The organism is unidentified bacterial endosymbiont, assembly GCF_918320885.1.
GTDB lineage: Bacteria > Pseudomonadota > Gammaproteobacteria > Enterobacterales.
In genome coordinates, this window is sequence record NZ_OU907312.1 from 1,441,350 (window position 1) to 1,456,377 (window position 15,028).

A 15,028-nucleotide genomic window follows, 5' to 3' on the forward strand; every position below is an offset into this window, starting at 1 on the left:
GCCATCCCTGGCCTTAGAAGCGTCATAATGATTAATGATTAATTTTTTTTTAGCTGATTAGCTACGGTAATTCTTCTTTTCCTATTAGCTGCTTTTCGACTAATTTTAAGTTCACGCTGTGCTTGCATGACTTCAGCTTGCGCTGCCGAACGCTCTGCTTGGGTGCTAGAGGGATTTGATATTACTTTTTTGGCCTCTGCTTGAGAAGCTGCTAATTTTTCTGCTGGTGTTCCAGGTTCAGCTGTACTTTCCCCTGCTGTCAAAGCCAGTAATTGAGGAGCTGGCATTAAGGCTCGCTGTTTAAATCCTGCCGTTAAGGCTTGTTGTTCGGGACCCGCTGTCAAGGCTAACGGTTCTTGACCCGCCATCAACGCTCGCTGTTCAGGACCCGCTGTCAAGGCTAACAGTTCTTGACCCGCCATCAACGCTCGCTGTTCAGGACCCGCTGTCAATGCTAACAGTTCTTGACCCGCCATCAACGCTCGCTGTTCGGGACCCGCTGTCAAGGCTAACGGTTCTTGACCCGCCATCAACGCTCGCCGCTCAGGACCTGCTGTCAAGGCTAACGGTTCTTGACCCGCCATCAACGCTCGCTGTTCAGGACCCGCTGTCAAGGCTAACAGTTCTTGACCCGCCATCAACGCTCGCTGTTCAGGACCCGCTGTCAAGGCTAACAGTTCTTGACCCGCCATCAACGCTCGCTGTTCAGGACCCGCTGTCAATGCTAACAGTTCTTGACCTGACATCAACGCTCGCTGCTCGGGACCCGCTGTCAAGGCTAACAGTTCTTGACCCGCCATCAACGCTCGCTGTTCGGGACCCGCTGTCAAGGCTAACAGTTCTTGACCTGACATCAACGCTCGCTCAGGACCCGCTGTCAAGGCTAACAGTTCTTGACCTGACACCAACGCTCGCTGTTCAGGACCCGCTGTCAATGCTAACAGTTCTTGACCTGACATCAACGCTCGCTGCTCGGGACCCGCTGTCAAGGCTAACGGTTCTTGACCTGACATCAACGCTCGCTGTTCAGGACCCGCTGTCAAGGCTAACGGTTCTTGACCCGCCATCAACGCTCGCTGTTCAGGACCTGCCGTCAAGGCTAACGGTGCCTGATCTGCTAGCGACGCTCGCTGCTCAACTCCTGTCATCAAAGCCAACTCCTGAGAACCTTCCGGTAAAGCCGGTAAAGACAAAACCTGACAACCCTCCGTCGGTTGAACACCTTCCGGTAAAGCCGGTAAAGAGAGCACCTGACAACCCTCTGTTAAAGCCAGTGCTTGATCGCCGTGACTGCCATCAGAGCTCAGCGATGAGCGGCTCTCGAACGACCCTTGTCGTGTGGAGGCATCTTCTGTTTGTACCACCATTTCTCTACTGCTTTTTTGTGACACGGCCTGATTGAAATGAGTCTGCTGTTCTAGCTGATCCACTCTACTCTGGATCTCTGCCCATTTGGCTTCAGTCCGTTGCTGTAAATCAGTGAGGTTATCCGATACCGCAAGAATTTTTCTAAGATTACGGTTGATATACTGATTATTTTTATCATAGGCTTGTTGAAGAGAATTCATCTTTCCCTCTTGTTCAACAAGCTTTTTTTCAAATTCAGAACGTAATGAAGCTAGTGAATTATCGACCCGATCTGCCGTAATAGCTTCTACTTTACGCTGGCGTTTAAGGCAAGAAAAACAGCTATAAAAGAACTCTTTAATTTTGTTTAACAAAGATAATTTAGGTGTTTCGGTCTGCTGAATACTACGCCCAGCAGTAGTCTTTCCAATGGTTTCTTTTACTGATGTAGATCCTCCTTTAATATTCAGTAATGGCATACTCACACTGCGACTAATAAAAGATGAATCATTGATATTTGATACCTGTAACATAGCTAAGATCCTTCATATTAAAATTTATTAAAAATACCACCCTAATTTTTTAGCCATTTCAACAATTTTGAATACCTGGACAGGTATTCTATGCTTAATCATCTATCATTTCTAGGCAATCAACTGGTAGGTATCCTCTGTAAAACCTTATTGATGATTATACTGACTGATACGCTTAAAACTATTCAGAGAAATTACCTAATTCAATATTAGCGTAGGGATTAAAATTAAAATACTGCTGTATGACTTAATTAACAAGCCGCCTGGATCACGACCAGTTTTCACCCAGGCGGGCTGAGTGGTCAGCCCTCGGCAGCTGACCATCAACTTTTAGACGCTAGCAGCTGGCTTACGGCTAGCACGATAATCTTGAATATGCTGATAGGCCATCAGCGCGGCCCTTCGAATAGCCTGAGCCATCGCATGAGGCCCTATCATCACATAGGCTGAACCCGCCAAAGCGCCCACGAAGATGCCAATCGGCCCGCCAATCAGAACACCGATAGCAGCTCCTAATGTGCAACCTGTGACTACCCGTAGCAGCCTGATGTTAAGTTTTGGGGCGCTTGAAGCGTGAACAGGCGCTCCCGCGACGGTAGGGGTCAACCCATTAGCGACTTCTCCTGCTATAGGGTAAGCAATCGTGCGTTGGCTAGGCAACCGTCCGGCCCGAGAGGCGGGCACTGAATCATTTAAGGAACGGGCTCTGGGAAATAGAGCGGCCTGAGTAGGGTTTGAAATAGAAGACATAAAAACTCCTGCTGTAATAACAGTCAATTATGAGTAAAAAGAGTCTCTATCTTTTACGATCCTGGTTAACCAGACCACCCCGGTATTATCCCGATTTGCTACTCAGACTATCACTAACCTACTAGACACCACAGGCCAATGTGACCAATACAGTAGTCTAATCGATTGAACAGGATTGCTCTCGAACAATTCGTATGGTCCAATGAGTCAATTTTAACAGCGACTACCCTGATCAGCGATGCATTACCCCGTCAATGAGATCTTTCAAACCCTACAAGGGGAAGGTTATTTTACTGGAACCCCAGCGCTATTTATTCGCTTACAAGGCTGTCCAGTAGGCTGTAGTTGGTGCGATACCAAACATACTTGGACGCTTGATCCCAGCGCAGAACGACCGTCAGTCACTATTCTGACTAAGCAGGAAGATAACGCCCAGTGGTGCCGCTTAACGGCCACGGCCATTGGTGAGCAATTAGCCCTCTCGGGCTACACTGCACGGCATGTGGTGATTACTGGCGGGGAACCCTGCCTGCATAATCTTATTCCGTTAACCACGCATTTAGAGCAAGCTGGCTATCGCTGCCAAATTGAAACCAGCGGCACGGCCCAGGTACACTGTAGTCCGGACACTTGGGTTACCGTGTCGCCTAAAGTGGGGATGCAGGGTGGCTTGGCCATCGAACAGCAAGCGTTGCAACGCGCTGATGAGATTAAACACCCCGTGGCACGTGAGCGCGACATTACCCAGCTACACACCCTACTCCAGCAGCTCGATGACCAAAAAAATCGCATCATTGCACTGCAACCGATTAGCCAGAACCGCCGAGCAACCCAATGGTGTATTCAGGCCTGCATCACCCACAATTGGCGGCTATCAGTACAGCTTCATAAGTATCTAGAGATTGCCTGAAGGAATGGCTCTCAAAATTCACCGCGAAACACCGTCCCAGAGGTGCAAGTCTCTTGAATTGTCACGGCTGAGAGTAACGGTAATGCTGGTTTTAACTGCTGCCAAATCCAGGCGGCTAATACTTCACTAGTGGGGTTTTCTAGACCCGGGATCTCATTTAAATAGTAGTGATCCAGCTGCTCTACAATAGGCTTGACCGCCGCCTTAATCTCAGCAAAGTCTATCAGCCATCCTAGCTTTGGATCAACCTCGCCACTCACTTCAATCCGCATTTTAAAGGAGTGACCATGTAAGCGGCTACAGGGATGGCCTTCAGGCACCTGAGGCAGCCGGTGCGCTGCCTCAAATTGAAAATCCTTAAATAAAGTGGTCAGCATGTTAGATTAACCTAAAGCGAGGCGTGCATTACGGAACAGGCGCATCCAGGGGCCATCTTCGCGCCACTCGTCCGGATACCAAGAGTGGGTGACTGCCCGAAATACTCGCTCGGGATGTGGCATCATCACCATTACCCGACCATCACTACTGGTGAGTGCGGTAATCCCCGCTGGTGAACCATTGGGATTGGCTGGATACTGCTCTGTAGGCTGTCCAGTGTTGTCAACATAGCGACAGGTAATCAGCTGCTGCTGATAGAGCGCTTGTTGCTGCTCTGGGCTCTGTATCAATGCCCGCCCCTCACCATGCGCCACCGCAATAGGGAGACGGGAACCAGTCATCCCTTGTAATAATAGCGACGGACTCTCCAGAACCTCTACCAGACACAAGCGTGCCTCAAACCGCTCCGATCGATTCCTCACAAACTGCGGCCACCACTGCGCCCCTGGAATGAGCTCCCGTAGAGTAGTCAACATTTGGCAGCCATTACAGACCCCCAGGGTTAAGGTGCCCGGCCGGTTGAAAAAATCGGTAAAGGCTTCATAGCTGCGCGGGTTGAGTAGAATCGATTTTGCCCACCCTTGACCAGCCCCCAAAACATCACCATAGGAGAAACCACCACAAGCTACCACCATCTGAAAATCTTGCAAGGTCGTTTGACCACTTAAAATATCTTCCAGATGGACATCGACAGCCGCAAAACCAGCTCGATCAAAAGCTGCGGCCATTTCAATATGCGAATTAACCCCCTGCTCACGCAATACGGCTAAACGGGGACGCACCCCCGTTAAGATCAAGGGAGCAACCAGGTCCTCGTTATGATCGAAAGTGAGATGAACCTGTAGACCGGGATCGTCGGGATTCTGTTTGCTTTGCCACGCTTGATCAACACAAGCGATATCATCACGCAAACGCTCTAACTGCCAGGTGGTTTCACCCCAGATCAAGCGTAGCCGGTGGCGACTCTCGTCGAGTAACGCCTGATCTGTACGCCGTATTACAAAACGATCACCCACGACAGCACGACCAATATCATGCACACAGTGCTGCAACTGATGTTGGGCGAGCAGCTGTTGTACCTTAAGGGTATCGGCTGCTTTGATCTGAATGATAGCCCCTAATTCCTCATTGAACAGGACCGCCAAGGGATCACCCGTTAGGCTAGTCAGATCAATTTCAAGGCCGCAATGACCGGCAAACGCCATCTCTGCCAGGGTGGTCACCAGACCGCCATCGGATCGATCATGATAAGCTAGTAACCACTCCTCATGGACCAATTGCTGGATGGCATTAAAAAAGTTAATCATGCCTGCTGGATCATGCAAATCGGCGGTTTGGTCCCCGAGTTGTTGGTAGACCTGAGCTAATGCTGTAGCCCCCAGCGCTTGGTGGCCCGCGCCTAAATCAATCAGTAACAGTCGGTTTGGCCCTTGATCTACGCGCAGTTGTGGTGTCACCGTTTTACGCACGTCTTGTACCTGAGCGAAGGCGGATATCACTAGTGAGAGTGGCGCTGCCACTTGTCTGGTCTCCCCCTGCTGCTGCCAACTGCTCTTCATAGAGAGAGAGTCTTTCCCCACCGGAATCGTCAATCCTAATGCCGGACAGAGCACCTCACCAATCTCTCTAACCGCTTCATACAGTGCGGCATCTTCACCGGGATGGCCAATCGCTGCCATCCAGTTGGCAGATAATTTCACCTGACGCAAGGAGCCAATCGCCGTTGCTGCCAAGTTGGTTAATGCCTCGCCGACGGCTAGCCGTGCAGCAGCCACCGGATTTAATAGTGCCACCGGTGCGCGCTCTCCAATGGCCATCGCTTCACCCAGGTAACCCGCAAAACTGGCAGTGGTCACCGCACAATTAGCGACGGGGATCTGCCAGGGACCGACCATTTGATCCCGGGCGACCATCCCACCGACTGAACGATCACCAATGTTAATCAGAAAGGATTTTTCAGCCACACTGGGTAACCGTAATACCCGTTCCAGAGCAGTAGAGAGCTCAATACCCTGAGTCTCTAGTGGTTGCTTGGTTCTCTCAACACGCCGCACCTCCTGGATTTTTTTCGGCATATCGCCCAACAACAAGGAGACTGGCAGATCAATTGGCTGTGTTCCCAACAGTTGATCCTGGAGAGTCAATTGGCACTCTGCGGTCGCTTCACCAATCACGGCATAGGGTGCCCGCTCACGATCACAGATAGCTGTAAACCGTGACAACTGATTGACAGAAACCGCTAATACATAGCGCTCTTGTGATTCATTACACCAAATCTCCAGTGGGCTCATCCCAGGCTCAGCCGTTGGGATGTTACGCAGCTCAAACTGACCACCGCAATGGCCACCCTGGATCAACTCTGGCATGGCATTGCACAGTCCACCGGCACCCACATCATGAATAAATAGAATCGGGTTATCTGCTCCAAGCCGCCAACAGCTGTTAATCACCTCCTGACAGCGCCGCTGCATCTCCGGATTTTCTCGCTGTACCGAGGCACCATTTTGCTTGCCCTCGACGTGCATAGCATCCTGAGAAGAGGCGGTACTCCCCCCAAGCCCAATGTTCATACAGGGGCCGCCTAACACAATCAACGGTGATCCCACCGGGATGTTTCCTTTATGGCACTGTTCAGCACTGATTTGGCCGATGCCTCCTGCCAGCATAATCGGTTTATGGTAACCCCGTAACTCCTTTCCGGTCGTGGTGTTCACCCACTGCTCATAGGTCCGGAAATAGCCGACCAAACTAGGACGCCCAAATTCGTTGTTAAAAGCTGCAGCGCCCAGAGGAGCCTCTAAAATAATTTGTAATGCCGAAGCCACCTGCTCCGGTTTGCCGTAATCATCCTGTTCCCAAGGTTGATTAAAGTCAGGAATGCGCAGGTTCGAAACAGAAAAACCGACCAAACCGGCCTTCGGTGAGGCGCCACAGCCGGTTGCTCCCTCATCCCGAATTTCACCGCCACAACCCGTCGCTGCGCCCGAAAGGGGTGTAAAAGCCGTAGGATGGTTATGGGTCTCCACCTTCATCAACAGATGCGTTAACTGTTGATGGTAGCCATAGAGGTGATCATAGGGGGATGGAAAAAAACGCTGAATAGAGGAGCCTTGCATGACCGCAGCATTATCTTGATAGGCAGTGACTACCTGATCGGGCGTCCGGTGATAGGTGTTTTTAATCATTTCAAATAGGGTTTTAGGCATCTTAAGGCCGTCAATAATCCAATCGGCATTAAAAATTTTGTGCCGGCAGTGCTCAGAGTTAGCTTGAGCAAACATATAGACTTCAATGTCGTAAGGATCACGCCCTAATTGGGTAAAAGCAGAATCCAGGAACTCAATTTCACTAGGCTCTAAGGCCAATCCATAGTGCTGGTTAAAAGCTTCTAATGCGCTGACTCCCTGCTTCAATAACGGGATCCCCTGCAGCGTTTTCTCCTCGGGGACACTCTCGGCAAAGAGCTCTTCCGCATGGGGCAAATCATAAAACAGCGTTTCGGTGATGGGATCATAGAGCGTCTCTACCAAGGCTTGGTGTTGCGACGCAGTTAATGGCACTGTCTGCAGATAATAGGCAATACCACGCTCTAATCGTTTGATGGCAGTTAAACCACAGTTGTGTGCAATATCCGTAGCCTTTGAAGACCAAGCTGAGATAATTCCAGGACGCGGTGTGACTAGAAGTAACTCTCCAGTCATTAGCACAGAATTTTGTGGCTGCCCGTCATACAGTAATCTCCTCAAGCAGGCTTGCTGCTCCTGCGTTAAGGGGGTGCTTTCGGTCACAAAATAAAGATACTCAGCAGTGATCTGCTCAACCGCTAAACCCAGTTGTTGATAACGTGCCAGTAAATGCGTCATACGCAAGGGAGATAAGGCGGATGAACCGCGTAGGGTCTTCATACTGTCTCAATGCTCCTGGCCTCATCCTCTGTAGGATAGGTAAAAAGAAGTTTAGTATAACGGATCCTCCAGGTGACAGCCTATGAACTTAATCACTAGTGACTGCCTTCATTCGAGTACCTGGCCTGTTTGATCAAAATTAATCGATTCGTGACGTTGCTACAACCGAGCTTCTTTCAATAACCTTAAAATTGCAGTCTAAAAAGCTATAATTTTGTAAAAAACAGTGTAAAATTCAATAGCTGCTGTACTTTATGAGTCAAATTAGGTGCTTGATATGTTAATTACCCCGCCCCCCAGTTGGGCTATTTCTGAACAACCCTGCTGCGTATCAGAGACTCAGTCACTACCTCAATTAGCCAGCACTACCCCAGTTGGCGCATCGGAAGCACTGGCTACCGCCGCCGCTGACGTGGCTCGCGCTGCCACCAGGAGGCATCCACAACAGAGCGTCAGCGAACTGCTGACTGCACCGCTAGCCCAGCACACCGGGAAAGCTCTGGAGGGATACTTGAATCGCTGGGGCCGCGTTCAAGTCAGACTGGGCATGAACCCTCGCCGATTTTCTCTTGATACCAGTGAAATCACTGCACTCTTCCCCCTCTGGAGGCAGCAAGCGCTGCCAGAGCAGCAGTTACTGTTTACCCAGTTTGGTTTACACCACCAGCGCCATCACAATACCACGGTAAATCTTGGGATCGGGCACCGTCATATTTTTTCTGAAGCCTGGCTGCTAGGCTATAATCTGTTCTACGATCTGCTATTACCTCAACACCATCAACGTCTGGGATTAGGGGCTGAGGCACGACGGGACTATTTATCATTGAGCGTCAATGGTTATTATCCTACCAGCCAGTGGAAAAACCAGCAGGAATCAGAACCCTGCTTGGCACGCCCCGCCCGTGGGGTGGATATGATTGTCGAGGCCTATCTCCCGCAGCATCCACAGCTCGGGATCAAAGTCAATGCTGAGCACTATTTTGATGATCAAGTCGGTGCCTTCACGCCAAACGCTAAACAACGGGTCTCCTCGGTGACCCTAGGGCTACACTACACCCCGGTCCCCCTATTCAAGCTGAGCTATGACTACACCCTCGGCCAACGGGCTGCCGACCGCTGCCGACAGCAGATCGCATTAGCCGTTGATTATCAACTGGGGGTTCCGTTAGCCCAACAGCTAGACAGCCATCGGGTGGCGTCACAGCGTTCACTCATCGGCTCGCTGCTTGAACCCGTGCAACGCAACAACCAAATTTTGCTAGCCTATAAAGAGAAAGCAGATAAAGCAGGAACAGCCGGGCAGTTGCAACTATCACCCGAGGATGAGCTGTACAATATCGGTGCTGTGATCCACATTCCTTTAACTGCTCAGGGAAATTTAACACCCTACACGCTAGCCTTTGCTGGCTCATTGGCCGCCGTGACACAAGCTAATTCAAATAACACTAGCTTAACGGTAACACCCAATGTAGTCGGCCGGCAGACCCTGCGCGTTACTGCTACCGATCAACAGGGTAAAGTAGTCCACTCCAATGAGATGACCATTTATATCCTCGATGCAAAGGAACGTTTGCCCGTTATCCGAACAGCCTATAAAAATATTCTCACTCCCGGATTCTGGAATGGTAAAGAAGACGACTTAGTGAAGGCATTGCTTCCTCAGATACGCATTTGGCCCCATAGCACAAATTTAAAAATTATTTCAGATGGTAATGAACATCTTTTTTCTACTCAGGATGTTATTCAATTTGGGAAGCCCATACATGCAGATAACACTATCGATATATTACAATTGTCCGGACACTATCAACTTTTATCCAATGGCCAGCCTATCGAATGCGGTGGCGGTGGTGACTGTTTCTACTATAGTGCGGCAGCGGGATTGAAAAATCGAGATATCCACACCACGGTGCTTGAACTACGCAGAATGTCTGCTCAAGCTTTACTCGCTCACTATAATGATGAAGGAGTGATTGCAACGCTCACCCCTGAATAATCACCTGACTATTTTAATGAGCTTCTTTTCTGCCGCCGCTCACGGAAAAAAGCAGTTAACTGATTGGCGCAAGCATCCTGAAGAACCCCGGCAGTGACCGTGATCTGGTGGTTGTGTTGCGGCTGTTTGAGCAGTGGGTAGCACGAATCAACAGCCCCGGTTTTGGGATCGGCAGCGCCGTACACTAACCGGGCAATCCGGCTATGAATCAGCGCCCCAACACACATGCAGCAGGGCTCTAAGGTGACATAGAGCGTTGTCTGTAGCAGCCGGTAGTTCCCTAACGCTTGACCCGCTTGCCGCAGGGCGATTATCTCGGCATGGGCGGTTGGATCCTGTTGACCAATCGGTTGATTATACCCGCGACCAACCACCTGGCCTTGATAGAGCAGCAGGGCACCGACCGGCACCTCTCCTGCTGCGGCTGCCTGCTGTGCCAACTGTAGCGCCTGCTGCATCCAGAATTGATCAACCGCTAACGCTTCAGTACTGCAGCTCATTTAACGTTCTTCCATCCCGCACGGCAGGTGACGCGGTCACCCGTTTCAGCGGCTGCTCGCTGTTTTTCGGCGAGTGGCTGGCTTGAGAGCCGGCACACCCACGGGCTGATTGGAGCGCTCAAGAGGCGTTAGCGACTGTTCGCCAGCCAGCGGCGGCGCAGGCATCACCGCTGGCTCCTCTAATTCAATACCGAACAGCGCCGAGAGATCAGCACCCTCTAACGGCTGGTGCTGGCCAAGGGCTGCCTGCTCTCCAAAAGCAGGCAGTCGCTGACTAGCCTGAATAAGTGCCTGTGGATCGACCTGACGTAGCAGAAACAGCAGCTCCGGCTGACTATCCAGACGGGCACCCACCCCATAGAGCACTGCTGCGACATGTTTGCAAAGGGAGGCACAGTCATAACAGTCGCAGTCAAAGATCAGGTGCTGCGGCAGTGGGAGCAGGCCACTGTCGGAGTGGATCACCCGCTCCATCACAGCATTGGATAGACGGCCTTGCAACAGTTCCAGGCAGGAAGCCACCTGGCCTGTACATGCCTGCAAGAGGGCTTGCCAGTGGGTGGGTTCTAATGCACTCACCGCTATACTGACTGTGTACAGTTGTGATCCAGCCACCAGCGCGGTGATCTTGCCGGCACTGATCTGGAGATCAACCACCGCACCCTGGCGCACATAGCTGCGGCCACGCAGCAACCGGTTCTCCTCATCACTACAGGCCTCTAGGGCACTACACCACTGCTTACCCCAGAAGGTTCGCGCAATCAGTCGACCCTCAATCGTGACCGGGCTAATGAGCCGTCGCCCCTTCTTAAGCTTTTTAAGCTGGCGCTGGGCTTTTTCCCGTTGCTCCGCCACCGGCACATAACGCGGCCAACCCCCTACACCATAACTCATGCGAGCTCCCGGATTCCACTAGGCATCACTGCTCACCCATGGCACTGTTTATATCCAGCGCCACTAGCTTTAGTAAGGCATCATTACTCATTTCCGTCAGCAGCAGCTCACTACTACCACTGAGAATATTATTCGAAAGTCCGAGTTTGGCTTCAACCAAGGCATCAATTTTTTCTTCTAGGGTGCCGCGACAGATGAATTTATGCACTAACACATTTTTCTTCTGCCCGATACGGTAGGCCCGATCGGTTGCCTGATTCTCCACGGCGGGATTCCACCAGCGATCAAAATGGATCACCTGCGAGGCAGCCGTGAGATTAAGACCAGTACCCCCCGCCTTGATCGACAGCACAAAAAAAGGCGGCCCCGCTGCTTGTTGAAATTGATTGACTAAGGCTTGGCGGGCTTTGATCGGGGTCTTGCCATGCAATACCAGCCCCGCGCGGCCAAAAATAGTGTATAAAAAGCGTGCTAGGGGCTCGGTCATCTCCTGGAATTGCGTAAAGAGCAGTACCTTTTCCTGACGGGCGGCCATCGACTCAGCCAGCTCCCGCAGCCGGGCAAATTTGCCACTGGTGTGGGGATCGTAGCACTCATCGCCCAACCACTGTGAAGGATGGTTACAGATCTGCTTGAGGCGCATTAAACAGGCGAGCACAGCCCCTCGCCGATGGATGCCCTCCACCTGCTCCAGTTGCTTCGCCAGATCGCTGACCACCTGCGCATATAAGCTGGCTTGCTCTCGACTCAGGGTACAGTAAGCTTTGACTTCACTCTTATCCGGCAAATCAGCCATAATGCGCTGGTCACTTTTTAGACGCCGTAAGAGGTAGGGTTGCACCAAATTGCGCAGCGGCGCATAACTCCCCTCTCCCCCTGGGTGGCTTGCCTGCTCCAACCGGCGCACCAAACGACCGAAAGCCTTGTCAGAGCCTAGCAATCCAGGAGAGATAAAATCGAACAGTGACCATAAATCACCTAACTGATTCTCTACCGGTGTCCCCGTTAAGGCGAGTCGACCACGGCTTTTCAGCGCTTTGGCCGCTTGGGTTTGCCGTGCTGCCGGATTTTTAATCGCCTGTGCCTCATCCAGCACCACGAGCGACCACTGGGTTTCTAATAGCCATGACAGCCGGATTAACCCTTGATAGCTAGCGATGACCACATCAACCCCCTGGAGGCGTTCGGCCGGCAGATTGGCCAGCTCCGAGACTGGCAGCACTGACGGATGTGCCACCAGCACCGAGAGGCTAGGTGCAAAACGGGCCATTTCTGCCTGCCAATTGCCAATTAATGAAGCGGGCAGCACTAATAAATGAGGAGGGCGATCAACCGTGGGATCTGCTTCACGCTTTGCCAGCAGGAATAGTGCTAGCACTTGAACGGTTTTCCCCAGACCCATATCATCAGCTAGACAGCCGCCGAGGCCTAAACGATGCAACCACCAGAGCCAACGCACCCCCTGCTGTTGGTAGGGCCGCAGCGTGGCCTTGAGTTCAGGACCTGGATCAGCACTACCCGTGGTACTGTGTGGATTGCGTAGCCCCTCCAGGGCCTGTTGCAACCAATCGCCAGCGACGACGGTCGACCAAGGGGCAACCTCCAGGGCTGGCCGGTTCTGATCACTCTCCTCTACGGCAACACCCGCCAACAGGCGCATCCCTTCTAAAAACGATAGACCACCAGCCGCTACGGCACGCCCAACGGTTTTCCAATGTGCCAGCACCCCGGCTAGCTTTTCGCGATCCAATTCCACCCAATGCCCTTTGAGTCGGACTAGGCCATCGCCCGCTTGTAGCAGCTCCTCCCAGTCGGCGGCGGAGAGTTCCTGGCCAGCCAGTGAAATCGATAGATCAAAATCAAGCAGGGTCTCTAGCCCCAAACCGCTCGCTTTATGGCCAATCTTGATCTGTACTTGCGGTCGCGGTGGTAGGCTCGGTTTCCACCAGTCTGGAATACGGACGACGATACCACTGGCCTCAAGGATCGGCAGGCTGTGTAGCAATCGATGCGCTTCGCTAGGTGTCCAAGCCAGGGGACGGAAAATCGCCCCAGACTCTACCAGTGATTTTAACCAGGGGCACTGCTCGGCAGCCCGGTTAACCGGCAGCAGTAACTTGAGCAGTGCTTCACGTGCTCCCGACGCCTCTGCATACTCTTGAAGCGCACGCCCCAAGGGCTGATGCTGTACGCGGGCGTGTTGTGATACCCCTGTGGCGTAGGTCGTGAGAAAGGCGAACGGGAGTTCTAGATCACTTTTATTTTCAGCAAGATGAAAACAGACCCGGCCTACTAGATTCCAACTGGGATGTTTGCCTTGAAGCCACCCCTGCAGATCGCCAGGCGTCTCTCTGATCTCCCTCTGCACGGTCTGCTGCAACTCCAACCATAAGATCTCTAGCCGCTCCAGTGTCAGATACTCTGCGCCCCGCAGGGGCGGCATGCCCTGCAGCAGCTTTTCCAGTTCAACACAGGGCGTGGCGATCGGCAGGTTGACGCACTGGCTATCCTGATTACTGGCCAGATCTGGAGTGGCACATAAGCGTGTTATCAATAGACGCGTGATGGCTCGCCCAAAGGCCAGGGAGGGGGGCAATGGCGTCGCCAGTTCCACAGCCCCTAAGTGCAACAGACCCTGGCTACTGCCCCGGGCAAAGGCCTGGCTGATACGGGTGACCGCTGCGGCGGATAATGCTGGTGCCAGCTCATGCTGATTGGCACTAGATCCCAGTTGCAGACAGCCTGTTGGCGATATTTCAAGCTCGAGCCCACTGTTGGTAGCAGCAGACTGTGGTAATGACAGCCTGGTCCCCTCAGAGAGATTGGGAGTATTGGTCATCTGATCCTAGCGACAATTGTTTCAATCCGAAGTACTTCATTGCTTCATACGGCGTCATCAGCGTGCGCTACACTGGCTTACGCGTTATTAATCGACTATCCTAACAGTGCCTCATCATAGACAGAGCTGTGAACATGGCCCTACTGATTACTGATCACTGTATAAACTGCGATATGTGTGAACTAGAGTGCCCTAATCAAGCCATCACCCTAGGAGACACTATTTACCAGATCGATCCTAACCGCTGTACGGAGTGTGTTGGGCACTATGCTAAGCCTACCTGCGTGACAGTGTGTCCTATCGACTGCATTATACTCGATCCCCAGCGCCTTGAAACGCCTGACCAACTTATAGACAAATTTCATCAGTTACACCCAGCATGTCACGCCGCTACCGCCTCTTAAATTGGGGAGATTGCGCGGGTCGCTCCCGGCCGTTCTGGCTACTGCTAGCGGCCAGCGCTCTGCTACTGCTCAGCGCGGCATGCTATCTGCAGTATGCGATCGAAATTGCCCCCTGTGTGTTCTGTATCTACCAGCGGGTGGCGCTCTGTGGCAGTCTACTGGCGGCGCTGATCGCACTGCTGCAGCCACGCTTTGGCTGGCTGCGGGGTAGTGCGCTGCTGCTGTGGAGCTATAGTGCTTGGCGGGGGTTGCAGGTCGCTTGGATCCAAACGCAACTGCAGAAGGGTGGAGCACCCTGGCTGATCTGCCCCTTCAAACCACAATTCCCAGAGTGGCTGCCGCTCGATCGCTGGCTGCCGTGGCTATTTGAAGCCACCGGGGAGTGCCACCTCGCCACTCCTACCCTGTTATACCTAACGATCCCCCAGTGGCTACTGCTGCTTTTTACCTTTTATCTGTTGTTAGGGTTATGGTTAATCACCGCACCACTCGGTTTAATGGCGCTCCAGTCGCCAAAATAATGCTTGACACCCCAGGCTTTCTCTTGCACGACGGCATGGTGCACGATACCA

At 52.2% G+C, this 15,028-nt stretch carries 11 protein-coding genes; 4 read left to right on the top strand and 7 right to left on the bottom strand.

The annotated features are described in order from the left end of the window. Positions 1–38: 38 nt before the first annotated feature. Together NL324_RS07300 and NL324_RS07305 are read right to left on the bottom strand one after the other, a co-directional pair. Entirely contained in the window at positions 39–1,826 is a 1,788-nt protein-coding gene (locus NL324_RS07300) for a hypothetical protein (protein ID WP_253306920.1), read from the bottom strand. Between the two features lie 384 nt (positions 1,827–2,210). After that, positions 2,211–2,630, bottom strand: coding sequence for a hypothetical protein (locus NL324_RS07305; protein WP_253306921.1), 420 nt, complete (start codon positions 2,628–2,630; stop codon positions 2,211–2,213). Positions 2,631–2,868: 238 nt separating this feature from the next. On the opposite strand from NL324_RS07305, the gene queE reads away from it, so the two are divergent. After that, a complete protein-coding gene (queE, locus tag NL324_RS07310; RefSeq protein ID WP_253306922.1) occupies positions 2,869–3,540 on the top strand; it encodes a 7-carboxy-7-deazaguanine synthase QueE in 672 nt (223 codons plus the stop codon). Positions 3,541–3,551: 11 nt separating this feature from the next. Here queE and queD read toward each other — a convergent pair whose 3' ends face one another. Together queD and purL are read right to left on the bottom strand one after the other, a co-directional pair. Then, positions 3,552–3,917, bottom strand: a complete 366-nt coding sequence (gene queD / locus NL324_RS07315) for a 6-carboxytetrahydropterin synthase QueD (RefSeq protein ID WP_253306923.1) — start codon at positions 3,915–3,917, stop codon at positions 3,552–3,554. Positions 3,918–3,923: 6 nt separating this feature from the next. Next, positions 3,924–7,823, bottom strand: coding sequence for a phosphoribosylformylglycinamidine synthase (gene purL, locus NL324_RS07320; RefSeq protein WP_253306924.1), 3,900 nt, complete (start codon positions 7,821–7,823; stop codon positions 3,924–3,926). A 277-nt stretch (positions 7,824–8,100) separates the two neighbouring features. On the opposite strand from purL, the gene NL324_RS07325 reads away from it, so the two are divergent. Then, positions 8,101–9,819 (top strand): inverse autotransporter beta domain-containing protein, encoded by a 1,719-nt coding sequence (locus NL324_RS07325; RefSeq protein WP_253306925.1) that lies wholly within the window; start codon positions 8,101–8,103, stop codon positions 9,817–9,819. Positions 9,820–9,827: 8 nt separating this feature from the next. On the opposite strand, the gene tadA is transcribed toward NL324_RS07325, so the two are convergent. Genes tadA through NL324_RS07340 form a run of 3 tightly spaced genes read right to left on the bottom strand, consistent with a single transcriptional unit; the run spans position 9,828 to position 14,052 of the window. After that, complete coding sequence (tadA, locus tag NL324_RS07330; protein ID WP_253306926.1) at positions 9,828–10,319, bottom strand: tRNA adenosine(34) deaminase TadA; 492 nt, start codon at positions 10,317–10,319, stop codon at positions 9,828–9,830. A gap of 45 nt (positions 10,320–10,364) precedes the next feature. Beyond that, the gene (locus NL324_RS07335; RefSeq protein WP_253306927.1) at positions 10,365–11,213 is read right to left on the bottom strand and encodes an SWIM zinc finger family protein; all 849 of its coding nucleotides are present in this window, start codon (positions 11,211–11,213) and stop codon (positions 10,365–10,367) included. 25 nt (positions 11,214–11,238) lie between these two features. Continuing rightward, a complete protein-coding gene (locus NL324_RS07340) occupies positions 11,239–14,052 on the bottom strand; it encodes a DEAD/DEAH box helicase (RefSeq protein ID WP_253306928.1) in 2,814 nt (937 codons plus the stop codon). A gap of 134 nt (positions 14,053–14,186) precedes the next feature. Here NL324_RS07340 and NL324_RS07345 point away from each other — a divergent pair, with 134 nt between their 5' ends. Both NL324_RS07345 and dsbB read left to right on the top strand, forming a co-directional pair. Then, on the top strand, positions 14,187–14,456 hold the full coding sequence (locus tag NL324_RS07345) for a YfhL family 4Fe-4S dicluster ferredoxin (RefSeq protein WP_253306929.1): 270 nt from the start codon (positions 14,187–14,189) through the stop codon (positions 14,454–14,456). Further along, a complete protein-coding gene (gene dsbB, locus NL324_RS07350; protein WP_253306930.1) occupies positions 14,432–14,977 on the top strand; it encodes a disulfide bond formation protein DsbB in 546 nt (181 codons plus the stop codon). Before NL324_RS07345 ends, dsbB begins: the two co-directional genes overlap by 25 nt. Positions 14,978–15,028 lie beyond the last annotated feature (51 nt).

Excerpts from the sequence above, each read along its gene's own strand:
- NL324_RS07340 (WP_253306928.1), bottom strand. The coding sequence starts at position 14,052 with ATGACCAATACTCCCAATCTCTCTGAGGGGACCAGGCTGTCATTACCA.
- purL (WP_253306924.1), bottom strand. The coding sequence starts at position 7,823 with ATGAAGACCCTACGCGGTTCATCCGCCTTATCTCCCTTGCGTATGACG.
- queE (WP_253306922.1), top strand. The coding sequence starts at position 2,869 with ATGCATTACCCCGTCAATGAGATCTTTCAAACCCTACAAGGGGAAGGT.
- tadA (WP_253306926.1), bottom strand. The coding sequence starts at position 10,319 with ATGAGCTGCAGTACTGAAGCGTTAGCGGTTGATCAATTCTGGATGCAG.
- NL324_RS07335 (WP_253306927.1), bottom strand. The coding sequence starts at position 11,213 with ATGAGTTATGGTGTAGGGGGTTGGCCGCGTTATGTGCCGGTGGCGGAG.
- NL324_RS07325 (WP_253306925.1), top strand. The coding sequence starts at position 8,101 with ATGTTAATTACCCCGCCCCCCAGTTGGGCTATTTCTGAACAACCCTGC.
- NL324_RS07300 (WP_253306920.1), bottom strand. The coding sequence starts at position 1,826 with ATGCCATTACTGAATATTAAAGGAGGATCTACATCAGTAAAAGAAACC.
- NL324_RS07305 (WP_253306921.1), bottom strand. The coding sequence starts at position 2,630 with ATGTCTTCTATTTCAAACCCTACTCAGGCCGCTCTATTTCCCAGAGCC.
- NL324_RS07345 (WP_253306929.1), top strand. The coding sequence starts at position 14,187 with ATGGCCCTACTGATTACTGATCACTGTATAAACTGCGATATGTGTGAA.
- queD (WP_253306923.1), bottom strand. The coding sequence starts at position 3,917 with ATGCTGACCACTTTATTTAAGGATTTTCAATTTGAGGCAGCGCACCGG.
- dsbB (WP_253306930.1), top strand. The coding sequence starts at position 14,432 with ATGTCACGCCGCTACCGCCTCTTAAATTGGGGAGATTGCGCGGGTCGC.